The 23,637-nt window shown below is 28.6% G+C and carries 18 protein-coding genes; 4 read left to right on the top strand and 14 right to left on the bottom strand.

What is annotated here, in order from left to right; all coding sequences use genetic code 11:
- Position 1 precedes the first annotated feature (1 nt).
- The gene (locus tag FDT66_RS07460) at positions 2-1,579 is read right to left on the bottom strand and encodes a glycoside hydrolase (RefSeq protein WP_138535543.1); all 1,578 of its coding nucleotides are present in this window, start codon (positions 1,577-1,579) and stop codon (positions 2-4) included.
- Positions 1,580-1,675: 96 nt separating this feature from the next.
- Entirely contained in the window at positions 1,676-3,037 is a 1,362-nt protein-coding gene (locus tag FDT66_RS07455; protein ID WP_138535542.1) for a hypothetical protein, read from the bottom strand.
- 448 nt (positions 3,038-3,485) lie between these two features.
- On the opposite strand from FDT66_RS07455, the gene FDT66_RS07450 reads away from it, so the two are divergent.
- A complete protein-coding gene (locus FDT66_RS07450) occupies positions 3,486-4,373 on the top strand; it encodes an AraC family transcriptional regulator (protein WP_138535541.1) in 888 nt (295 codons plus the stop codon).
- Positions 4,374-4,440: 67 nt separating this feature from the next.
- Here the strand turns inward: FDT66_RS07450 and FDT66_RS07445 are convergent, their stop codons facing one another.
- The 12 genes from FDT66_RS07445 to FDT66_RS07395 all read right to left on the bottom strand — a co-directional run bounded on the left by FDT66_RS07445 (position 4,441) and on the right by FDT66_RS07395 (position 20,920).
- A complete protein-coding gene (locus FDT66_RS07445) occupies positions 4,441-5,436 on the bottom strand; it encodes a T9SS type A sorting domain-containing protein (protein ID WP_138535540.1) in 996 nt (331 codons plus the stop codon).
- A 135-nt stretch (positions 5,437-5,571) separates the two neighbouring features.
- Entirely contained in the window at positions 5,572-7,230 is a 1,659-nt protein-coding gene (locus FDT66_RS07440) for a T9SS type A sorting domain-containing protein (RefSeq protein ID WP_171032338.1), read from the bottom strand.
- Between the two features lie 25 nt (positions 7,231-7,255).
- Entirely contained in the window at positions 7,256-9,808 is a 2,553-nt protein-coding gene (locus FDT66_RS07435; RefSeq protein ID WP_138535538.1) for a T9SS type A sorting domain-containing protein, read from the bottom strand.
- Positions 9,809-10,061: 253 nt separating this feature from the next.
- On the bottom strand, positions 10,062-11,081 hold the full coding sequence (locus FDT66_RS07430; RefSeq protein WP_138535537.1) for a UDP-glucose--hexose-1-phosphate uridylyltransferase: 1,020 nt from the start codon (positions 11,079-11,081) through the stop codon (positions 10,062-10,064).
- 5 nt (positions 11,082-11,086) lie between these two features.
- Positions 11,087-12,241: a galactokinase gene (gene galK, locus FDT66_RS07425; protein WP_138535536.1), complete on the bottom strand. Its 1,155-nt coding sequence runs from the start codon at positions 12,239-12,241 to the stop codon at positions 11,087-11,089.
- Positions 12,242-12,277: 36 nt separating this feature from the next.
- Complete coding sequence (locus FDT66_RS07420; RefSeq protein WP_138535535.1) at positions 12,278-13,159, bottom strand: aldose 1-epimerase; 882 nt, start codon at positions 13,157-13,159, stop codon at positions 12,278-12,280.
- Positions 13,159-14,157, bottom strand: coding sequence for a GntR family transcriptional regulator (locus FDT66_RS07415; RefSeq protein ID WP_138535534.1), 999 nt, complete (start codon positions 14,155-14,157; stop codon positions 13,159-13,161). The genes FDT66_RS07420 and FDT66_RS07415 overlap by 1 nt, the downstream gene beginning before the upstream one ends.
- Before the next feature lie 65 nt (positions 14,158-14,222).
- Positions 14,223-14,804 carry a methyltransferase domain-containing protein gene (locus FDT66_RS07410; RefSeq protein WP_138535533.1) on the bottom strand — a complete coding sequence of 194 codons (582 nt, stop codon included), beginning with the start codon at positions 14,802-14,804 and terminating at the stop codon, positions 14,223-14,225.
- A 110-nt stretch (positions 14,805-14,914) separates the two neighbouring features.
- A complete protein-coding gene (locus tag FDT66_RS14215; protein WP_262709558.1) occupies positions 14,915-15,049 on the bottom strand; it encodes a hypothetical protein in 135 nt (44 codons plus the stop codon).
- A gap of 66 nt (positions 15,050-15,115) precedes the next feature.
- Positions 15,116-16,459, bottom strand: a complete 1,344-nt coding sequence (locus tag FDT66_RS07405; protein WP_138535532.1) for a TolC family protein — start codon at positions 16,457-16,459, stop codon at positions 15,116-15,118.
- A complete protein-coding gene (locus FDT66_RS07400; RefSeq protein ID WP_138535531.1) occupies positions 16,446-19,802 on the bottom strand; it encodes an efflux RND transporter permease subunit in 3,357 nt (1,118 codons plus the stop codon). Before FDT66_RS07400 ends, FDT66_RS07405 begins: the two co-directional genes overlap by 14 nt.
- A gap of 5 nt (positions 19,803-19,807) precedes the next feature.
- On the bottom strand, positions 19,808-20,920 hold the full coding sequence (locus FDT66_RS07395) for an efflux RND transporter periplasmic adaptor subunit (protein ID WP_138535530.1): 1,113 nt from the start codon (positions 20,918-20,920) through the stop codon (positions 19,808-19,810).
- A gap of 205 nt (positions 20,921-21,125) precedes the next feature.
- On the opposite strand from FDT66_RS07395, the gene FDT66_RS07390 reads away from it, so the two are divergent.
- The 3 genes from FDT66_RS07390 to FDT66_RS07380 all read left to right on the top strand — a co-directional run bounded on the left by FDT66_RS07390 (position 21,126) and on the right by FDT66_RS07380 (position 23,635).
- The gene (locus FDT66_RS07390) at positions 21,126-22,298 is read left to right on the top strand and encodes a peptidogalycan biosysnthesis protein (protein WP_246034783.1); all 1,173 of its coding nucleotides are present in this window, start codon (positions 21,126-21,128) and stop codon (positions 22,296-22,298) included.
- Positions 22,299-23,165, top strand: coding sequence for an acyl-CoA thioesterase (locus FDT66_RS07385; protein WP_138535529.1), 867 nt, complete (start codon positions 22,299-22,301; stop codon positions 23,163-23,165).
- Positions 23,166-23,290: 125 nt separating this feature from the next.
- Positions 23,291-23,635 carry an SdpI family protein gene (locus tag FDT66_RS07380; protein WP_138535528.1) on the top strand — a complete coding sequence of 115 codons (345 nt, stop codon included), beginning with the start codon at positions 23,291-23,293 and terminating at the stop codon, positions 23,633-23,635.
- Positions 23,636-23,637: the final 2 nt, after the last annotated feature.

Genomic DNA, 23,637 nt, shown 5'->3' with positions numbered 1-23,637 from the left:
GCTATTTTTTTAAATATCCTATGATTGTGTTTACTGATTTTGCTTTAATAACCAAATCATCACTTTTATTTATTGAAACTTTTTCTAAATTTTTATCAGAAGAAGTCACGTACATTTTATTAATATCTAAATTTTTAAAATTTATTTTTTCATCTTCATCACTATAATTGATTATTACAGTAGTCAACTCTGATGTTGTTGGGTTTAAATATGTAGAATGCATTACATTTTGATATTGTTCTTTCAATGAAAGCTTATTATTTGATGAAGTTTCTACACGCACCATACCTGGTCTGATAAATTTAGAGTAGTTTCCAAAAGCCCATAATAGTTTCGATTCGTGAAAATTACCATCAAACTTTAAAGAATTTAAATTGTACATATCATCCTTATTACCGGTATCTAAATAAATAAGTCCGTCTTTATAATTTGCATTTGTTATCGCTGTCCACCATTGCCAAGAACTTGCGTTTGCCAGAGTTAAATCTGCATGCATTACACGTGCAACATAAAGTGCTGTTGCTATTCCTAAATCTCTTTTTGGACCACCTTTTACATCATCATTTTTTTCAAGAATACAAAACTCACTTTGCCAATAATCGAGATTGGGATATTTATTTAATTTCTTGTTTAAGTTTTGTCTTACAGCAATTAAATTTTCTACAGGCCATGTTGTAAAATAGCTATGACCAGTAATTGTTCTATCTAAATTTTTAATATTTACATTATCATTAAAAAAATAATCTATTTGATTTCCTCTGGAAGATCTACCATGATTTGAGTATAGAAAACGTAAATCTGCAGCTTCTGTTATTACAATCTGAGTAGACAAATCATTTTTTTCGATATGATTACTTACTAATTTAGCAATCTCTAAAACGTTTTTATTTGTTGCTGGTGTACCTTCTTGAGTTTTCTTTTCCCATTCCCATTGTGGTTCGTTAATTGGACTTAAGTAATCAAAAGAAATTCCTTGATCATCAAAATATTTTAAAAATTGCACCATAAAAGAGGCGTAATCATCAAACTTATCTTTTCTTAAATTTATTCGTCCCGATTTTAAATCAGAATTATATCCCTTTCCATTTAAAGTCCAATGAACAGGTGCTGAAATAGAAAATGCTAAAAAATTTTCTACACCATAAGATTTGGCTTTTTCTAAAAACCATTGTTGGCCTTTTTGCCTGCTCCAATCATAATTCCCATCTGCATCTACGAAAGATTCTGCTCTTCTCCATTCATTTTTAATATCAGAGTTTTTTCCTTGTTCTGCAGTACCTGCTCCAATGTAAAAACGCCAAAAAGACAATCCAATTCCTTTCGGATTTCCTTCATCATCTAATTCTTGGCTAAATAATAATTCAGCCATTTTTTCTTTTTTTTCATCTGGCCAATTCAAACCTACAAACTGACAACGCCATGCATCTGAAGCACCAAACCCTTTTATTTTTTGAAAATTTTTGTTGGGGTTTATTACAATTTCTAATGTTTGGCTATATAAATTTGTTTTTACAGCGAAAAAAAGTGTAATCGCTGTAAAAATATAGACAATATTATGTTTGTAAATTTTTATTTTCATTCTTATAAATAATAAATGTTTTCAAATATAAAAGAAATTAATACTGATAAAATAGATGCTAAAATCAAAAACATGGATAATACTACTCAAAAAGGTTTATTTTCTTTTTAAAACTAGTTTGTATATTTGATATTTACACTCTTTATTAATAGCAACTACAACTTGATTGTTTTTGTTTATTACTGCTTCCGAAATTTCTTCCACATAAGGTTCTGCCCTATTAGTTTCTGAATAATTTGAAGGAAGAAAGCGTTTTACACTTTCGATACTACCTATTTCAAAACCTTCTAGCACTACACCAACTTTAGCAAAAGGCTGATTGCCACCTGTAATAAATAAAACTACAGTTTCATTATCATTTAAAGAGGCTGAAATATGAAATTTATTAGAAGTTGTTTTTAGGGATTTTCCTTTGTAAGACTCAGCAAGCTCTCCAAATATTTGACCTACAGGATAGACTAAAGAATAATTCCAGTTTGTTAAACCTAACCCTGGAATAGAACTATTTATTGGGGACCAATAAGCAGCTGCGTTTGCTCCAGATCTTGCATAAATTTGTATAATATCTGGAATAATGTTTGCTGCCTGCATGTACAAAGCTCTTTCATTATAATCTCTTGACGGCATCCATTCAGATAAATAAATAAAGTTTTTTTGGGGATTAAAATTGTTTGCACACTCTTTTATTCGTTGTTCTAAATTAGCCATACTATGTGTAGTAGATTGATAACCTACATAAGTATGTAAAGCAATACCATCTATTTGATTGTATGCCTTTGTAAATTTACTTTTCATTAAAGTAAACTCATTTGGCTGGGTATAATCTCCATTTACAAGCAATTTAAAAGTTCTATTTGGAAAATTTTCTGCAATAAATTCTGCTAAATTCATTGCTATATTTGTGTATTTATTAAGTTTTTCTAACCTAGTAACACCACCTGCATACTGCAACCACCATTCGTTTCCTATTTCTACAATACCATCTTTTATATTTGATTTTGTAATTGCTTTTTCTGCAGTTGTTTTTAAATTTTCTATTGCAATATTAAACTTTGAGGAGCCAATTTCTTCATTCATTGCATCTGCAGTTGGTATAACTATACTGTAATTACTACTATTATTTTTTAATGTTTGTATAGATGCACCAGGAACATTCGGTTTATTATTCCAATTGGGTGTACTGTTTGTATCCCAATTATAATACTCAGATTCCCAACCTCCAGGATATCTTATTAAAGTTGAATTAATACTTTTTAAAGTATTTGAAAAGTTTGAAAAACCCACATTGGTTATCTGCCTCCAATCATTATTTACTCCGAAAATTTCTGGATTTATATCTATGCCATCATTAGTGTTGACTGTTAGGATTATTTCAGGAGAAATAATTACATCTCCCCTATCATCTTCTTCAGGCACTTGAGTTTCACTCGAACTACAAGAAAAAAATAAAATATTCAATAAAAAAAATGTTATAAAATTTATTTTTAGATTTCTCATGTTACAATTGTTAGAATTGCACCTGAAAAAAGATAATTTTCTTAAAAAAGTGTTTTTATTTTAGAAAAATTAAAACATAAAATTCTTAAAAATTTTGATTTATTAATTTTTAAATTACTTTTTTTATAAATAATACAATTTAAAAGCGCTATTTATACAAAGTAAATAATTTAAAGAACTCAATAAATAGACATAAAAACCCAATATATGGACTTTATTACTCCTTTTTTAATTTTTTTTTTCATAAAACAAACGCAAAAAACCCTCTAAAAACCAATAATAACATTAAAGTAAATCAAAAAATTAAAATTATTTTTTTTATTTATTAATTTTATATGGACTTAAATACTTAAATTATTTTTATATATTTACATAATTTGTAATGCAAAAAATTATTAATAAGTAAAAAATGACAGAAGCTACAGCCTTAAAAGAAGGATTTTTAGGCCAAAAAATGATTTCTTTACCTAAATCCATAATTAATATTGCAAAAAATAATGAAATTACTAAATTATTTTATGTTTCTGACTTAGGTCATTATCCAAAAGCAAACAATCATTACAGAAGAAGAAAAAAAGGATCTAGTCAGTACATTTTTATTTATTGTACAAAAGGTAAGGGAGAAATTATATTAGATGATATAAAATATCCAATTGCTCCGAACGAGTTTTTTATTATTCCAAAAAATGTAAAGCACGAATATAGTGCAGACCAAGCTGATCCATGGACAATTTATTGGTTTCATTTTAAAGGCTCTATTGCTGAAGAACTTTACAATAGATATAAAAATACGGATATAAATAATTATAAAAATGTGTCTTTCTCAAAAGAAAAAATAGGTCTTTTTGAGAAAATTTTTTCCCTTTTCAGTCATAATAATTTAGAGAACCAGATAGAGTATGCAAATTTACTGAGCTTAAATTTTATTAGTAATTTCATTTACCACGATTTTGATTCTACTATTAGTTCTAATGACAACGAAAATATTGTAAATTCAATAAAAAATTTCTTGCTAAATAATTTAGATAAAAATTTTACTTTAGATGAAATTGCAGATAAGTTTAACTATTCAAAATCTTATTTACACACAAAATTTAAAAAAAGTACGGGATACCCAATTATGGTTTTTTTCAATTTAAAGAAAACACAAAAAGCTTGTGAATATTTAAACTGTACAGATTTAAGTATTAAAGAAATAAGCTTTAAAATTGGTTTTAATGACCCACTATACTTTTCTAGAATTTTCAAAAACTTTATGGGCAAATCACCAAGAAGTTACAAGAAAAAGGTTAACTAAAAATACTCCAACAAAAAGCCCATTTTAATATTTTAAAATGGGTTTTTATAATCTAAATAAATAATACTTAGTTTTTTATAAGTCTTTTAGTGGTGATGTTTCCATTTTCATCACTAATTTTAACCATATATAAACCTGAAGCTAAATTACTTACATCGTATTCATTTTTATTTGATTCAGAAGCTCTTAACGATTTCTTTTGACCAATAGCATTGTAAACAGTTACGTCAGATATTTTTAAATTTCCAACAACCTCTATCTTAAACATATTTTGTGCTGGATTTGGATATAAACTAATTTCCGATTCTAAAGCAACATTATCATCAACAGATAAAACTGCTTGACTATTATATAAAGAAGTAACTGCTGCCTGATCTAAAATACCATCATGTATCATATAATCATCATATCTAGAAGGTGGTGTGTTTCCAAAATCAGCACCAATTACCCATGCATTGTAATTTTGAAAAGCAAAAGGATATGTATTTCCGTAGTTTTGTGTTTCTAAAAATACACCATTTCTATAAGATGTAATTTCATTTTCAGATTCATCAAAAGCAAATACTAAATGAACCCATTCACCTGGAACGAAAGCATCTCCTTGATCATTGGTTAAACCAGAGATTTTATTTAAATATAAAGCAGATTTACCTGCATTCCAAGAAACATTTATAATATCTACTACATGACATTCACTAGGTGATCTTAAAACTGTTTTATAGCTTTGGTATGAGGTAACCTCATTTAATTTAAACCAGTAGCTCATTGTCCAATCACCTGTAGTTGGTAATGATGATGCTGCTGCGTACTCATATCTATTTGCTAATTCTAAAACACTTCCTCTTTCGTAATCTGTAACAATTGAAGAAGACATTACACTAGACTCGGTATTATTTGCATTACTCCACTCTGTTAGAGTAAAAGTTTGGGTATTTGTACCTTCTGCAGTAATAACAATATCACCCATAACATCTTGGGAACTGTCAAATGTAAAATGCACTTGTGCGTTCATAAAAAATGGTAGTATTAATAGGACTACCGCCAATAAAGTAATTTTTTTCATAATGTGACGTTTTATATTTGTATAAAACTAAAATATCTTTAATGGAAAAAAATGGATGTTTTTTATGTATATATGGATATAAGTATTAAAAAATGATGATATTATTAGATTTTAACAAAAATCACTGAAATAAAATTATTTTACAATTACTTTTTTAACTGAAGAATTATCTAATTCATCTACAATTTTAACAATATAAATACCTTTTGTAAGTGTAATTTTTTCATTCTCAATATTTTGTATATTATTTAACTCAACAATCTTTTTTCCTATTGTTGAAAAAACTTTTACAACCTTAACTTTTTGCTCATTTAGCGGTACTATTTCTAAGGAATTATTTACACTGTAAATTTTAAAATTTGGTTTTGTTACAAATGAATCTGTAGATAAACTTGAGTTGGTTTCTAATGCAAATGTTAGCGTTTGTATGCTAAAAGGAGGAAGATTCAAATTAAACGCAGTAATTGGATTGGGGAAATTTATGGTTTGTGTAATTTCTGCATTTTTAGTTGCATCTGTAGTAATAACTTCGATGTGTTTTATTTTATAATTTATATTTGCATTATTTTTTATTTCAACTGGAACTTGTTTTGTTGTAGCTGAAAAATTACTCACGTTCAAGTAAATAGAATCTCCATCAGTTTTTCTAAAAGATGAAACTTCAGAAGTTTTTATATTGGTTAAATTTAGGTCTAAAACTTTTGTTACTGAAGGTTGCCTTGAAGTAATTTGCTTAAAAGCATAATAGTGTTTATAAGGTGTTGGTGCACCACCCCAAGGCACACGAATTAAACCTCCTGGATGGTATATTTGAGGGTAATTATTTTCGAAATAAAACCATGATTCTATACCATTGTTCATAGCTACATTAAAAAGCCCAGATAGATCTAAAGAGGCTCTGTGAGGTCTTTCTACAAGGTTACCTAGGTTTAAATTATCACTATGATCTGCATGCATTTCTGATTGGTAAAACCTTCTACCATCTAATTCGTTTTTAATGTTTCTTATTGTAGTTTCATCATATCCTCCTGCGTATTGATGCGTTGCAACAATATCTATTTGAGCCCAAGCTGAAGGATAATCATTCTTATAATATCTTACATACTCTAAACAAGAAACTGTAGAAAGATTACTTGGAGCCATAATTAAAGGAACTTTTATGTTTGTTGTATTTATAGCTGGATTTGCTAACATAGCCTTCAACTTTGGCACTGCTTCTTGTAAAATTCGTCCAACTCCGTATTTTGGGTTCCCAAAACCGAAATGATGTTGTCTTGTAAAATCTGGTTCATTACAAACACTTAAAATATCTACCTCAACCCCTCTTTCTTGAAAACCCTTTAAACTTTGAAAATACCAGTCTGCTAATTCATCATAAATACCTGCTCTTGTTACATCTAAAATACGAATCACATTTCCAGAAACTGTTTTATCTTTTCTAAGCTCATCAGGAAAATTATCATAAACCATGGCAACCTGACTATTAGGTTGATACACTTTAGCTTCTTTAATATAATTTGCCCTAATATCATAATAAGCTGTGTTTGAAGGATAGTATTGAATATAATCTTGAATAAATGTCATATTCAAATCTTTATTGATCCATTTCATAGCCTTTTCTTGATTTGGACTATTCATACTAAAATGATGATAAATATAAAGTCCGATAGAAGTTCCTACACCTTTAAAATCTTGTTTGTAAGAATCTGCTTTTACTACAATTGATTGTGCGAAAGAGATTTTTACAAAAAGAATAAATAACAATGTTATTACTTTGAAAATTATTTTTTTCATTTTCATATTTTCTTTTATGTACTCGTTATTTTTTGATGATTTTTATAGAAACTGGTTTCTCTAGAAATACTTTTACAAAATAAATACCTGCAACTTCTTTTTCTAAATTTACCTTTATTTTCCCATTATTTACATCATAATTATTATCAGAAACAAGTTTACCATCACTTGCATATATTTTAACTTTAACATTTTTTATTGATTGTGGGATAGTAACTTCAAAAATGCCAGATGTTGGATTTGGATAGGCTTTTATAGTTATTACTTCATCAAAAACATCGCTTGTAGATAACGAATTTAAATCAATTGAAAAATCTAACACTCCACTTCCATAAGTTGCAAATCTTACAATATTTTTAGATGTAATATATTCTACATCTGAAAATTCTACCACTTCTGGCACAGCATCTCCAGTCATTCTAAACCACTTATCTTGTTCAACAGCATACACCCAAGCACCATCATAACCACAGGCTGCAAAAATAAATTTTCCATCTGGGTGTATATCAAAGTCCATAAATCTAACTACAGATAAACCTGTGTTATGATTTGTAAATGTTACACCACCATCATTAGAAATTAAAAATACACTTCCTTTTCCTGCGTAATAAACTGTAGATTCGTCTTTTGGACTAGCAACAATTACTTGTCTTGTTTTCTTATAAGAATCGTCTTGCCCAGGCCAATTTCCAGTATATGAAGATTCTGTAAATGTTGCTCCACCATCTGTAGAATAAAAAAATGTTCCATTTTTTAAACCTGCATACCATCTATTGGTATTCTTCTTTGAATACCCAAAACTAACTACGGATCCTGGAAAAACAAATGGGTTGTATGTTCGCACAATAGTTGAACCACTGTAAGTAAATTTTTCTAACCTATTTCCTCCTGATGGAATATATATAGCATCTTCATTAGAATTTGGTGATGCCACCATACTTGTTGCCCACCAATTTCCATAAAAATCTTTTGAAGTAACATTATTTGCTCCACCACTATTTTGCACGCTATTTCTACCTATTGTACCATAATAATACCAGTGCCAAATTGAAGATTCATTTTTTGCAAGCGCTACTCTAAGAACATCTGTGTTCGCTTCATTTAAAGCTTCATAAACTCCATCTCCTCCATCATCATCGTTAAAACCATGCGTTCCTCTATCTTGGTTTGCAGTATAAATTCTACTAAACCTATCACTAGTTGTAGCATCGTAAGCTAGTATATTTGGACTACCTTCATTTATAGAAACCCAAGAATTCCACAATCTAGGATTGGTACTGTAATAACTTCCAAAATCTAAGCCTACAAAGGTTAAATTACCTCCATCTTCTCTATCATAAGTTTTCATATGTTGCAAATCCCAAACGTAGTGAGTTTTAAGATAGTGATTGTTTTTAGACCAAGTTGCACCGTAATCTGTAGACATGTTTAGCTCTAAAAACCCTTTATAACATACATATGGTTGTTTTGGGTGAATGTCCATTAACGGTCTGTCATTTGTACTACTTGTTTGAGTCCAAGTTCTAGCTTCGTCATCTGAATAAAAAATATCTGAATTTCCGGCACTTATATAAAAATAGTATTTACCTCCTAACAATGTACCAAATACTTTTATACTACCAGAAAATACTTGAGTTGGTGCCACAAATGGTTTGAAATCAGAGTCATTTTCTTCCATTTTATATACTAAAATTTTAGAGTCTGATTTTCTTTTAGCAAAACAATATACACTTCTACTATTGTGGGGTTTATTAATAACAACTTCAAAAACACTTCTATCAAAGCTTAAACTTGATTTTGTATAGTTCAAACCATAATCTGTAGAAATGTAAAGATTATCAAAACTTTTATTGCCGTCATAATTTCCACCATGAGCAACAATTCTTCTACCTGTTGGAGTTTTTGTTACTACCGTTGTAAAATTCCATGAGTTTTGAAACAAAGCACCGTTAGCAGTTGACCAGCTTCTTCCCTCATCATCTGAATATTCCATTCCTCCATTAGGATTTTGATGTAACAAACGAAAGCTATTATCTGGTAAATTAATACCTGCTAAATCATCTCCCCTAAAGTTTTGTTTGTGATTTCTTAATGACCATTTTAAATCTGCAGATTCATCAATTTTATATAAATGACCTGGAGTTGAAACTACGTACAACTCATCATTTACAGGGTCGTATGCAGAACCATCTGCTCTGTATCCGTTTTGATCACTAGTTAATATGTTTTTTTGAGACCATGTTCCTGTAATACTGTTGTTTGCATAGGAATTAGTTGCTGTGAAGTTCACAGTATTGGCTTTTTTTGAAGTACCTAAGTTTTTAAAATCTGTAAACTTATTTCCAGATTCTTTTAATTTTTGACGCCATTCTTTATATTCTTCAAGCTCTTTTCCTTTTAATTCACTTGGAATAAATGGTGCTACTGTTGGAAAATCATCTTCTGGCTCTTCTTCATACTCTTCCTCTAAATGTTCATTTTCCAAACCAACAACTTCTTTGTTTTCCAAAAAATTATAATAAAAAATGGTAGATATAGCTAAGAGTAAAATAGCTATTAATAGGGTATTTTTTTTCATGATAAAATGTATATTTAAACGTATGAACAAAGGTTAAAAACCTCAAAAAAAGAGACCTATATTCACATTTTATCAAATTTAGAGCTTACTTTTTACTTTGATATAGACATAAAAACTTTAAAAATAGATGATACTATTATAAAATGTTAAATTTCAAATAAAACAAACAGATAAACACAATTATATCTTTTTGAAGTAAAAAAAATAGCAACATAAATGTTGCTTTTTTAAATTCACTAAAGTTGGTTAGTCTTTAAATAAGTTCTTTTAATCTTTTTGCTGCAATTTCTGCTGTAATATCTCTTTGAGGTGACCCAAACATCTCATAGCCAACCATAAATTTCTTAACGGTTGCACTTCTTAATAATGGTGGGTAAAAACTCATGTGCCAATGCCAGTGACTGTTATCTAATCCATTTGTAGGTGCTTGATGAATTCCACTTGAATACGGAAAAGAAGTATTAAACAATCTATCATAAGCTTTAGTTATCACAGATATAGCTTCTGCATAATTTTTTGCACCATCTTCCGATAATTCCAAGATATTTTTTTGTTGTTTCTTGGGAGCAATCATCACTTCAAATGGCCAAATTGCCCAAAAAGGTACGAATACTAAAAAATCATCGTTTTCAAAAATAATACGTTCTTTTGCTTCTATTTCTTGCTGTAAATAGTCACCTAAAAGACTTTTGTTATTTTTTGAGAAATATAGTTTTTGTTGCTTATCTTTCTTATCAACTTCATTTGGCAGTGTAGATTGACTCCAAATTTGTCCATGAGGATGTGGATTACTACAACCCATTACAGCACCTTTATTCTCAAAAATTTGAACATAGTTAATGGCTTCGTTTTCACCTAACTCTTTATATTCTTTTTGCCAAGCGTGTACTACTTTTTTAATGTCTTCAATTTCCATATCTGCCAAACTTTTTGAGTGATCTGGACTAAAACAAATTACTTTACAGATTCCTGTTTCACTTTTTGCTTTAAATAAGCCTTCACTTACATTGAACGAAGGTGAATCGTTTTGAAGTGCAGCAAAGTCGTTTGTAAAAACGAAAACATCTTTATAATCTGGATTTATTTCTCCATTAATTCTGGTATTTGTTGCACACAAATAACATTTGTCGTCATAAGCTGGTCTTTTTTCTTTACTTACTTCTTCATTTTGACCTTGCCAAGGACGTTTTGCTCTGTGTGGAGATACTAAAACCCATTCGCCTGTTAAAATATTAAATCTTTTATGTGAGTAATCTTGTAAATTTGAATTCATTTCTTTTATTTTTTGTTGACTAACCTTGTGCCTTCAGAAAGTTTTACTTGATAAATTGAACAATCGTTATTAAATTCTTTTTTAAATTTCTTAGAAATTTCTTCTTTAAAAGCTGCTACTTCTTTCTTTAAAATTAAATTAATTGTACAACCTCCAAAGCCACCACCCATCATTCTTGCTCCTAAAATTTTTGAATTTTCTTTTGTTTGATTTACTAAAAAATCTAACTCCTTACAGCTCACTTTGTATTGTTTACTTAAACCATTGTGAGATTGATATAATAACTCCCCTAAAACATTTAATTCATCATTTTTTATGGCTTCAGCAAATTTTTGAACACGCTCATTTTCTTCAATAATATACAAGGCTTTCTGATAATCTTCTTCAGAAATTTCTGTTTTAATAGCATCTAAATCGTTTTTGGAAGCGTCTCTTAATGCTGTAATTTTAAGCTTTTCGGAAATACTTTCACAAACCTCTCTCCTATCATTATAAGCACTTTCAGATAAATCGTGTTTTACGTTTGTGTTGATTAAAAGCAATTTGTATTTTTTAAAATCTATTTTAAAAGATTGAGATTTTATGGTTCTACAGTCTAATAAAATTGCACTTTTTTTCTCACCAAACATGCTTGCATATTGATCCATAATTCCGCATTTTACACCTGCAAAATTATGCTCTGCTTTTTGAGAAATTAAAATCATTTCTTGTTTTGTAAGGTTTAATTTAAACAACTCATTTAAACCAAAAACTACGCTATTTTCTAAAGCTGCTGAAGAGGACATACCTGCACCTCCTGGAATATCACCAGCAAAAACAATATCGAAATTTTCTAATAAAATTTCTTTTTTTTGAATTTCGGATACAACACCTAAAATGTAATTTCTCCAACCACCATTTTCTAAAGGTTGTATGTTTTTTAAACTGAAAGAATACATTTCTTCTTTATTTAAAGCATAAACATTGCTTTTTTCTTCGTTGTTTTTTTGAATTGCTAAACCAATTCCTTTATTAATTGCGGCTGGAAAAACGAAACCATCATTATAATCTGTATGTTCGCCAATTAGATTTATTCTACCTGGAGAAAAAACCATTAAAGGTTTTGTTTTAAAGTGTTTTTTAAAACTTTTTTTAACATCTTTTATCAACTCTTTTTTCATCTTATATATTATTGCTGCTCATAAATTATAAAGCAATTAATCGTGTTTTTTAATAGACCAGTTTATAGAATATTCTTTTTGTGGTTCTAAGTTTTGTAAACCTATTTTATTGTTTAAACTATTAGAAATACCTGTTTGAGGTTCTAATGCTACACTTTTTCTATGAGGTGGTGTATACATTTGTAGGTATGCATTTTTAGCATCTGACTCTAAAGAAATTTTATAATCTGGTGTTTCAAAATCAATTGTATTATTGGTTAAAAAGAAACAATCATCAAATTGCTGTTCTTTAAACATTATTGGTTTTGTAATATTTACATCCAAAAAATCTGTAGGAACTAACCTATTGTTATATTTAATTTTTTTATTTGCTTGAAAACTTACGCTTGTGTGTTTTATATTACTCGTCTCAAAGTAAGGATGCCAACCTAAAAAGAATGGAAATGTATTGGTATCATTATTTTTTACACTCATTTTTAACTGTAAAGAATCGTTAGAAAGAGTGTACTCTAAAGTAATTTGATACAAAAAAGGAAACCCTTTTGCTTTTTCAATTTCTTCAAAATGTATTATTACAGAAATTGCATTGTTTTTTTCTGCTTGTTCTACAAGTGTGAATTTTTTATCATAAACCAAGCCATGAAGTGCGTTGTTATTCTCTTTATCGTTACAAAGTAATTGGTATTCTTTATTTTGAAAAATGTATTTCCCATCTTCAGTTCTGCCTGCAAATGGAAATAAAATAGAAGAAGCGTAATTATTTTTATAGTCTTCACTATTACCTGCAATAATGGTTTTTCCTTGTAAAATTAACTCTTGTAAACTACCTCCTAAATTTAAGTTAATGATTGCTTTAGAATTATTACTAGATAACTCAATACAATTTTGTTTGTTTTCTATAGTTTTTACACGAAACATTATAGTGAATTTCTAATGATTAATTTTGTTGAATTTTTAATATGTATTTGCTCTTTTTCTTGAAGAATATTTGCTAAATTTTCTCCCATTTTATTAAAATCGGTTGAAATAGTGGTAATGCCACCTTCTACAATCTCTTTAAGCATGGTATCATTGTAACTAATTATTCCAAAATCTGTATTTAATTTTAAAGACGTTTCTTTTAATTTTTTTATCAATCTTATTAAGTTTCTATCATCTGGAATTATATAAACTTCATTTTTTTGTGGAGTTTTATCTTTAATAGACTCTATAACTTCACTTTCAAAACGATGAGCAGCACAAAATTTTTGAAAACCAGTTTTCATTCCTTTTGGCTGTACTTTATCATCAAAAACCAAAATTAGTTTTGTGTATTTTTTCAACAATTCTTTACCCTGTAATAATCCGTTTTGAATATCGTTTTCAAAATCTTGAAAAATAGCTGCATATGAGTTTAGCTCGGGTTGTAATTGATCTAAAATGTATACTTTTTCTTTTGGAAGGTTTTCTAAAACTAAGTGCGTGTCTTGTAAGTTCGCTGGCATTACAATATAATGACTATAGTTGCCAATACTATCTAAAATTAAATTGTTAAATAATTTGGTGTTGAAATGATGAAAGAAAATATCAACCTGAACATGCTCGCCAACAGAAGCTAAAAAGGAATTGTATAAATCTTCTTTAAAAGCATTTAATTCGTCAAAAAGTAAAAATACTTTTTTGGAAACTGAAATATTTTCTGACGAAATATAATACCCTTTTCCAACTACAGAGTGCACAATACCTCTATTTTTCAGTTCGTTAAAAGCTGCTAAAACAGTATCTCTAGATAAATTGTGTGTATCTCTTAAACTATTGATTGAAGGTATTTGATCACCCTTTTTTAAAGTACCGCTTACAATTGCATTTTCTATAGAAGAAACAATTTGTTTGTATTTCGGTTTTTTAGATTTTTTTAAAAGTTTTACAATTTCCATATGGCAAATATAGAAAAGAAAAACTTAAAAAACAACTAGTAGGTACTAGTATGATTTTATATCAATTATTTCTTTATTAATTGTATAAACAGTTCTTTTCCATGTCTACTTTTTATAGAGTTGTAACAATTTTCAAAAGTTTTCATTTCAAAATAGGGCTTAAAATAACTAACATACTCTTTTTTAGAACCTCCAAATGGTGGGCGATTACTAAACAAAGATGCATTGAATAATAAACCAACTAATTTGCCATTTGTTTTTAAAATTTGATGCATTTTAATGGAATATTGTTGCCTTAAGTTTGGGTTTATGGCACAAAAAAAAGTTTGTTCTATTATTAAATTGAACGATATATTAATGTCAAAAAAATTACCATGAAGTAATTGAGATGTTGGAAAATCTGGAACTCTTTTTTTAAAATTATCTAATGCTGTTTTAGATAAATCTATTACAAATACGTTTCTAAAACCTTGATTAAAAAGATATTCTGCTTCATAGGCATTTCCTGCTCCAGGAATTAAAATTTTTATTTTTTTATCTTCTAACTGATCAAAATAGTTTTTTAGAGGTGGAGAAACTTTACCCAAATCCCATCCAATATCATTGTTTATATAACGAGAGTTCCATGCGTTTTCAGATAAATCCATTTTTAGAAAAGTATTTGTTTCAACAAAAATACAGTTATTTTATTCTAAAAATTAAAATTAAAAAAACCTGAGCTTTCACTCAGGTTTCTTAAAACTAACTAACAAATTTGTTACTTTTTCGCTTTCTTATCTGTATTCATTAATAAAAAAATAGCAACAACTAAACCTATTACTACTAGTGCAAAAACGCCTATCATTATGGTACCATTTGTCCAAGAAACAAGAGGTAAACTAACCGTATTCATATCTTATTTAATTTGATGATAAAATTATGAAATAAGAAAATTGTAAAATATGATAAAAATCAGTTTTTAAAATTTTACATTTAAAATATCGCCACTTAATTGTAGTAATTGGAGTTCTATAAGTTTTGCATCGAATTTTGCATTGTTAAAAGCCGTTTTTGAATTGAATAAGTTTATTTGTGCCTGCCTAAACTCTATAGATGTTACTTGCCCTAATTTATAGCGCTCTTCTGTTCTGTCAAAGTTATTTTGAGCAGTAGCAACATTTTTTTCTTGTGCTTTCAAAATAAATAATTGATTCTGATAGTTTTCCCAAGTATTTTTTAAATTGTTTTTTATTGTAACAGTTTGTTGGTCTAACAAAATTTGCTGATTTTCTAGTGCAATTTTTGCATTTGCAACTCTTGTTTTTGTTGCTCCACCATCAAATATATTCCAAGATAAGGTTAAACCTGCATTTAAACCATCAGAAGTTATTAAACGAGCTCCAAAAGGATTTACTAAATTTTCATTTTCTGTTCTATTAAAACCATAAGAAGTATTAAAGTTTAATGATGGTAAATAATTGGAATTGTTAATTTTTATATTAAACTCGCTAATGGCAATATTTTTTTTGTTTTGGTTTAATAAACTGTTGTTTGACAACGTTTTTTGCTGAAGATTTTCAAAATTCATCATTTCATTAAAATCTACTTCTGTTTCAACTTCATAATTCACTTCTTTTTCAACGCCTAAAACTATATTTAAACCACGTTTTGCATTTGATAATTGTTGTCTGGAATTTATGAGTGAAATACTATCATTATTAATATCTACCTCTGCATTTAGTAATTCTAATTTTGTAGATTGTCCATATTCATATTGATATTTTGCACGCTCTAATCTACTTTTTGAAATAGTTAATGCCTCTTCTAAATTATTAGTATTTTCAGTTAAACGTGCAATTTGAAAATAAACAGTAAACAATTGTAAATAGGTGTTTTCAATTGTTTCTTTTGCTTGTAGTTCTGTTAAGTTATAAGTTTCTTTTAATTGTTGATAGTTGTATTTTCTACCCAAACCATCAAAAATTGTATAATTAATACCTACAGAAGCAGAATATGTTTTTGTAACTACACCATTTCCTACTCTCTCATTATCACTACCAGTATTTGGGTCTGTAAATACGATTGTTTGGTTATTTCTTCGGTAATCTGCTCCAGAATTTAGTGTTGCTGTTGGTAAATAACCACTATTATAAATACTACTATTATTTTTTGCAACTTCTAAATTATTGTTTGCTATTTTAATGCCAAAATTGTTTTCTAAAGTAATTTTTAACGCTTCATTTTTGGTTAAAATTTCTTGAGAAAAAAGTTGTAAAGTCGATAAAAAAACGACTAAAATAATTGCTTTTTTATTCAGTTTCATTATTGTTTTTTTTGTTATCTAATTTTAAATTAGCCTCTTTTTCTTCAGAAATTCTTATAGTTTCTTCTTCGTCAATTTTAGATTCTATAATGGCTCTTTCTACTTCTTCTTTAGTTACATGAGTATCTGTTTTTAACCATTTAATTTTAACTTTTAATGTGTTAGATGCTGCCAGCATTAGAGGCAACATTACCAAAGTTAAAACAGTTGCAATTGCGATACCATATGCAATTGAAATTGCCATTGGAATTAAAAATTGTGCTTGTCTACTTTTTTCAAATATTAATGGCGCTAATCCAGCAATAGTTGTTAAAGATGTTAAGAAAATGGCTCTAAAACGAGATTGACCTGCTTTTATTAAAGCTTCATCGTACTTTAAACCTTCTTTTAAATAACTATTGAATTTACCTATCAAAACCAAACCATCATTTACCATAATTCCTATTAGAGCAATGATTCCCAAAAAGGATAAAATTCCGATAGAAAAATTATGAATATAATGCCCCCAAATAACTCCAATCATACTAAAAGGAATCATTATTATTAACAAAATTGGCTGACTGTAAGAACGGAATGTAAATGCAATTACAATATATATTAATAGCAAAATTATTGGCCCTACAATGTTTATGGAATCTGTAGTTTTTTTAGCTTCTCTATTTTGCCCTTCGTAAATTGGTTTTACAGTTGGATATTTAGATAAAATTTCTGGTAGAATAACCGTTTTTATATTGTCTAAAATTTCAGTTTCACTTGCTGTTAAATCTTTTAAATCTGCAGTAACTTGTATTTCTCTTTTACCTTCTAAATGATTGATGGCAATATCTCCTCTTTCTATTACGTACGTTGCGATTTCTGAAAACGGAATTCTTGTTCCATTTGGGGCTATAATTCGCATATCATCTAAATCTTTTATGGAAGACCTATCTTTCCTGTCGTAACGAACCCAAACTTTAATTTCGTCTTGACCACGCTGAAAACGTTGCGCTTGAAAACCAAAAAATCCTGCTCGAACTTGTGCCATTATAGCCTGTAAATTTAAGCCCAATAAATATGCATTGTCTTTTAAAGTAATTTTTACTTCTTTAATTCCTGCAGGATCATTGTCGGAAACATCTTTTAGCAAAGGATTGTTTTCTAATGCTTGTTTTAACTCATCTTTTACTGCTTTTAATTCTTTTATATCGTTTCCTAATAAAGAAACTGCAACTGGGCTTCCTCCAAAATTACCTCCAGAACCAAAAACCAAGCTTTCTACACCATATACTTTTCCTACTTTTTGTTGAATAGAATTTGTAATTTCTGGTGAAGAAAAATCACGAGCTTCACCAGGTAAAAGATTTACTGATAAAGTTGCATTTGCGCTTCCTGGACCAACTCTTTTAATTACGTTTTCTACAATAGCTACATTGCCTGTTTGTTTTGCTGTATACTCTTCATTTACCAACCAAACTTTTTCTTCAATTGAAGATATTATAGAGTCTGTTATTTTTTCATTAGTTCCTTGTGGCATATTTAGTGTTATCTGAATACGATCACTAGCAATTCTTGGAAAAAAAGAGCTTTTTATAACACCACCTCTTAATGCTGAGAAACTAATTAACAAGGTTGCAATAAAAACACAAAAAATAAAGAACTTGTTTTGTAAAGAAAACTTCAAAAAAGGTACGTAATAATTGTCTCTGAATTTCCCTAAAATGGCATCTGCCTTTGAGTTAATTTTACGGAAAAAGGCATCTAATTTACTTTCTTTATAAAGTACAATTCTTTCTCCGTTTTTTTCAACAATAACTTCATCACTATTCTCTTCAAGAATAACAACATTATTGTCATTAAAGTTAAAATTATTTACAGAAAACTCTTCATTTCTTCTTTTTAAAGCTTTGGAGTGTGCAATGTGTGCTGGTAAAATAACCAAGGCTTCAATTAACGAAACACTTAGTGTTAACAATACTATTGTAGAAACTTCGCCAAAGAAACTTCCTATTCTACCATCCACAAAAAAGAAAGTAGAAAAAGCGATAATGGTTGTTAAAATTGCTGAAACAATTGGTGGAATTACTTCCATTGTACCATCTATTGCAGCTTGTATTTTGGTTTTTCCTAAATCGTAGTAATGATGATATATATTTTCTCCAATAACAATTCCGTCATCAACCAAAATACCAATAACGATAATCATTCCAAAAAGAGATAATACGTTTATGGTTACATCAAATTGTGCTGCAAACATAAACATTCCAAAAAAGGCAACTGGCAAACCAAATGCAACCCAAATTGCCAATCGTAAATTTAAAAATAGCGCTAAGAAAAATAATACTAAAAGTATACCAACAATACCGTTTTCTACTAATAATTTTGTTCTTCCATTCAAGGTAATAGAAGCATCACTAGAAACATTTAATTGTACGTTTTGTTGTTTTTGGTTGAACTCATTTATGTATTCTTTAATTTTATCTGCAGATGAAATTAAATCTTCATTATTGGTATTACTTACTGTAATATTTATGGCTAAATTTCCATTGTAATATAATTTGTCTGGATTTTCGGACCAAGTATCGTTAATAGACGCTACGTCTTTTAAGCGAATTATATTTCCAGAAGGTTCAGTTCTAACAATTAAATTTTGTAGTTCAACTCCGTAATAAGAACGATTACTTGCACGAATTAAATAATCTTCTTCTGCGGTTTTTATATTACCTCCTGTAATTAAAATATTGGAATTTCTAATGGCGGTTGCAACTTCTGTAAACGACATATTTAAAGAGCGTAAATCGTTTTCACGAACTGCAATTTCTATCTCTTCATCTGGAAAACCCGAAATTTCTACTTGTGAAATTCCTTCTATTCCTCGAATATCATTTTCTACATTTCTAGCATATTGTTTTAATGATTTTAAAGAAACATTATTTCCGCTAACTGTAAAACTTATAGTAGGTCTTATACTTTCTACTTTTGCAATTACAGCTGGCTCCATACCAGATGGAAATGATGGAACTCTATCTACTGCGTTTTTTACGTCTGATAAAACAACATCTATATCTTTTCCTTTTTCTACCTCAATATTTACACTTGCTGAGTTTTCTCTTGAAACTGATGTTACTCTTTCTACACCAACAATTCCTTTTAAATTGTCTTCAATTTTTAGTACAACACCTTCTTCCATTTCAGCTGGTGAAGCTCCAGGATATGCTAATGAAATTCTAATTAATTGTGAATCTACCAATGGAAAAAAGGAAGATTTCATACTAAAAATACCAACTGTACCAAATATGATAAATGCAAAAATCATTACATTTACTGCAACTGGATATTTTATAAAATAGGTAATTATTTTTTTCATAAAGCCTATTTTTTATTGATTTTCACAATCATTCCGTCAAACGATCCTGGTAAAGGTTGTGTTAAAATTTTATCGTTATTTTTTAAACCTTTTATTACTACTGTTTCCGAAGCAAAGTGAACTGGTTTTACAGGTACTAAACTTAAAATACTATCATTTTTTACTGTATAAACTGCGCTATTATCAATAAGTAATTTTCTAGAAATTTCTATGGCATCTTTTTCAGATTTTGCTACTAAATTTGCTTCTAAAAACATACCTTCTTTTAAATCTGGATGTTTTACATCTATAAATGCTTTTATAGTTTGTGATACTTGGTCTACTTTACCATTTATACGAACTACTTTTCCAGTATACTCTTTCGTTTTTTCTAAATTCGTTAATGCTACTGAGTTTCCTACTTTTAATAAATCAGCGAATTCTGCATTGATAGAAACCTCCATTTCGTAAATACTTGGGTCAATAAATTCGCCTAATTTTTGTCCCACTCTAACCAAAGTTCCTGGGCTTACCAAAGCTTCTGTTAAAATACCTGAAAAAGGTGCTCTTATTTGATGTTTAGAATTTCGAACTTCTAAGTTTTTTACATTGTAGTAAGCTGTTAAAATACCTCTACCAGAAATAAAATACTTTTCTTTATCTGTATTAAAATCTGGCAACTTAGGTGTTGTTTTATTGATGTTAAAACTTTTTAAATACGTTTCCCATTTTTTAAACTCGTTTGGGTAATCTAAACGTATATCTGGCATTATAGAGGTAATTAAATTATATAAATTACTTTTTTGAGACTGTAAACTTGCATAAAATTCATCGCTATTGATGCTTAACAAAGTTTCTCCTCTATAATATTTTGTTCCAGCTTTAAATGGTTTTTTAGAAGGTTTTAAAACACCTTGCACTTCAGAAAAAATATCAATTTTATTTTTAGCAATTAAATTACCACTTGCTGATAAAATAATAGGAATCTCTTTATTTTCAACGCTATTTACAAATACCGTTTTAATTTGTTTTTTGAAAGTTGGTTTTGGTTTATTACTTTTTGCTACCAATATATTTCCAAAATATACAGCACCTACAATAGCTAAAACTCCAAGAATAGCTAAAATTATTTTTCTCATAATTGTTAGTTAAACTTTCTTAATAAGAAGAAAGAAAGGTTTTTAATAGTTCTTGCAAAGATACTTTTTTGACGTATTAGTCATTCCAAAGTTTAAAACAACTTTGTTAAAGAAACGTTATAATGTATTAATTATTCAATAAAATTTTATGAACCACTTTTTTTTAGCATCTTTATATGATTAATTTTTAATTATACTTCTTTAGTTGATTTTTTGTAAAAACACAAATACTGCTTTATTTTTTAATTCGATTGATGAAATTCCTACTAAAATATGGAATCATCTTCAATGTGAAAACAACATTTATTTTCATCAAGATTTTTTAAAATCAATAGAAAAAAATCACCCAAACATTACTTTTTCACACATTGTTTTGGTTGATGAAAACGAAAAACCTACTGCATATTCGTCCATTCAAATTGTAGATTTTTATATGAAGTCAATGCAAAAAGATTTTGATTTTTTAAAAAAATTAGGAAGACAATTTGGTATTATTAAAGAAAGTAAACCATTAAAGTTATTAATTTCAGGAAACACATTTGTAAGTGGAGAACATGGTTTATTCATACATCAAAATCAAGATAAAAAAAAGGTAATAAAAGAACTTGCTAACGCTATAAATCATCTTGTAAACACCAATAAAAAATTAAAAAATAATATTGATGCTTTTCTCATTAAAGACTTTGTAAGAGAATCGCTTTTTATTACTGACGAACTAAAAAAATTCAGCTACAACCCTTTTTTAGTAGAACCTAACATGCTACTTAATATTGATGAAAATTGGCTAAGTTTTGATAATTATTTAGCTGCAATGAAAACTAAGTTTCGAGTAAAAGCTAAAAAAGCATTTTCACAAAGTAGTAGCATAAAAATTGAAGAAGTTACAAGCAAAAATATTGAGGAATTTTTGCCAAAAATGACTGATTTATATGAAAAAGTTGCTGCAAATGCAGATTTTAATTTAGGCCACTTTAATTTAGAAACCTATAAAGATTTTAAAGATAAATTAGGAAGCACCTATATCTTAAAAGTCCTTATTTTAAATAAGAATGTAGTTGGTTTTATGTCTGGTGTTATTACAAAAAACACTTTAGATTCTCATTTTGTGGGTATTGATTATCAGTTAAACAGAACTTATGCAATTTACCAAAGAATGCTATATCACTATATTGAAATTGCCATTTCTAAAAAACTAAAAACCATTAATTTCGGAAGAACTGCAAGTGAAATTAAAAGTTCTGTAGGTGCAATTCCACAAGATTTAACCATGTATTTACGTCACAAAAAAACCATTACAAACAAAATATTAAAGTTATTTTTGCAAAGAGTTCAACCCACACCATTTCAACAAAAATTTCCATTTAAAAAACAGCAATAAATGCAAACGAGTAAAGAATTAATAGACCTTTTAGATTTAAAAAATTTAGGAGAAAATAATTTTAGCGGAAATAGTTATACCATTGGAAGCCCACATGTTTTTGGCGGTCAAGTTTTGGCACAAGCAGTAAATGCAGCTTATAGAACTGTTCCAGAAAATCGGTTTTTACATTCATTACATTCTTATTTTTTAGAAGCTGGAGATTTAACGGTTCCTATAAATTATCATGTGGCAGAAATGCGAAATGGAGGAAGTTTTTCAACAAGAAGAGTTACAGCAAGTCAGCATGATAAAACTATTTTTATTATGGCAGCTTCATTTCATATAAAAGAAGATGGTTTTGAGCATCAAGCAACTTTCGATTCCAACATAAAGCAACCAGAAGAATTATTAAGTTGGGATGATATGTTGGAGAAATTTGGCGATTTTTTACCAAAATCTACCAAAGCTTTTTTAAGCGTAAAAAGGCCCATTGAATTTAAACCAGTTAGAGTTCCAAATCCTATGGATCCAAAAGATTTACCAGCAAACGAGCAAGTTTGGTTTCGCTTAAAAGGAGAAAGTCATAAAAATTTAAATTACAGAACAAAACAAGAAATTTTAACCTATATATCTGATTACAATGTGTTAAACGCTGCTTTTAATCCGAATGCAAGCAAACATAATTTTGGAAACACTCAAACTGCAAGTTTAGATCATTCTATGTGGTTTTTTAGAGATTTCAATTATAATGATTGGATGCTTTTTTCAGCAGCATCTCCAAATGCTTTTGGTGCAAGAGGTTTGGCTAAAGGAAATATTTTTACAAGAGATGGAAAGTTAGTGGCTTCTTTTGCACAAGAAGGATTAATGAGACCTAAAAATTAGTAAGCAGTCTCAGTAGTTAGCAGTAAAGCAAGTAGCAGTATCCTTTTAGTAAAACAAAAACGTCTAATACCTGTCATTTCGACTTTATGGAGAAATCTCAAATTTGAAAACAAAAAAATATAAACATGAATCCATTAACGTACATTTTAACCACAAACGGTTTGCTATTTTTATTAAGCATTATTTTTTGGAAATTTCCACCGAAAAAAATAAATGCTATTTATGGCTACAGAACTCCAAAAGCTATGCAAAATCAGCAAATATGGGATTTTGCGAATAATGTTTTTAATAAAAACTTACTAATTTATTCTGGAATCTCTTTTTTAGCAGGCTTGGTTTTTGCCAATTTTGCTACTAAAGAACTTTCTTGGCAACCTATGGTTTTAGTCCTTTTATCTATTTTAGTTAGCATTATTAAAACAGAACGTGCTTTATCGGATAATTTTACGGATGAAGGACAAAGAAAATAGAG

This window comes from Polaribacter aestuariivivens, from assembly GCF_005885675.1.
Classification (GTDB): Bacteria; Bacteroidota; Bacteroidia; order Flavobacteriales; family Flavobacteriaceae; genus Polaribacter; species Polaribacter aestuariivivens.
This window is presented reverse-complemented; position numbering and strand designations above follow the sequence as displayed.

Coding starts and splice junctions, on each gene's coding strand:
- FDT66_RS07430 (WP_138535537.1), bottom strand. CDS start 11,081: ATGAATTCAAATTTACAAGATTACTCACATAAAAGATTTAATATTTTA.
- FDT66_RS07380 (WP_138535528.1), top strand. CDS start 23,291: ATGAATCCATTAACGTACATTTTAACCACAAACGGTTTGCTATTTTTA.
- FDT66_RS07405 (WP_138535532.1), bottom strand. CDS start 16,459: ATGAAACTGAATAAAAAAGCAATTATTTTAGTCGTTTTTTTATCGACT.
- FDT66_RS07450 (WP_138535541.1), top strand. CDS start 3,486: ATGACAGAAGCTACAGCCTTAAAAGAAGGATTTTTAGGCCAAAAAATG.
- FDT66_RS07440 (WP_171032338.1), bottom strand. CDS start 7,230: ATGAAAAAAATAATTTTCAAAGTAATAACATTGTTATTTATTCTTTTT.
- FDT66_RS07460 (WP_138535543.1), bottom strand. CDS start 1,579: ATGAAAATAAAAATTTACAAACATAATATTGTCTATATTTTTACAGCG.
- FDT66_RS07420 (WP_138535535.1), bottom strand. CDS start 13,159: ATGTTTCGTGTAAAAACTATAGAAAACAAACAAAATTGTATTGAGTTA.
- FDT66_RS07435 (WP_138535538.1), bottom strand. CDS start 9,808: ATGAAAAAAAATACCCTATTAATAGCTATTTTACTCTTAGCTATATCT.
- FDT66_RS07415 (WP_138535534.1), bottom strand. CDS start 14,157: ATGGAAATTGTAAAACTTTTAAAAAAATCTAAAAAACCGAAATACAAA.
- FDT66_RS14215 (WP_262709558.1), bottom strand. CDS start 15,049: ATGAATACGGTTAGTTTACCTCTTGTTTCTTGGACAAATGGTACCATA.
- FDT66_RS07445 (WP_138535540.1), bottom strand. CDS start 5,436: ATGAAAAAAATTACTTTATTGGCGGTAGTCCTATTAATACTACCATTT.
- FDT66_RS07410 (WP_138535533.1), bottom strand. CDS start 14,804: ATGGATTTATCTGAAAACGCATGGAACTCTCGTTATATAAACAATGAT.
- galK (WP_138535536.1), bottom strand. CDS start 12,241: ATGAAAAAAGAGTTGATAAAAGATGTTAAAAAAAGTTTTAAAAAACAC.
- FDT66_RS07395 (WP_138535530.1), bottom strand. CDS start 20,920: ATGAGAAAAATAATTTTAGCTATTCTTGGAGTTTTAGCTATTGTAGGT.
- FDT66_RS07400 (WP_138535531.1), bottom strand. CDS start 19,802: ATGAAAAAAATAATTACCTATTTTATAAAATATCCAGTTGCAGTAAAT.
- FDT66_RS07385 (WP_138535529.1), top strand. CDS start 22,299: ATGCAAACGAGTAAAGAATTAATAGACCTTTTAGATTTAAAAAATTTA.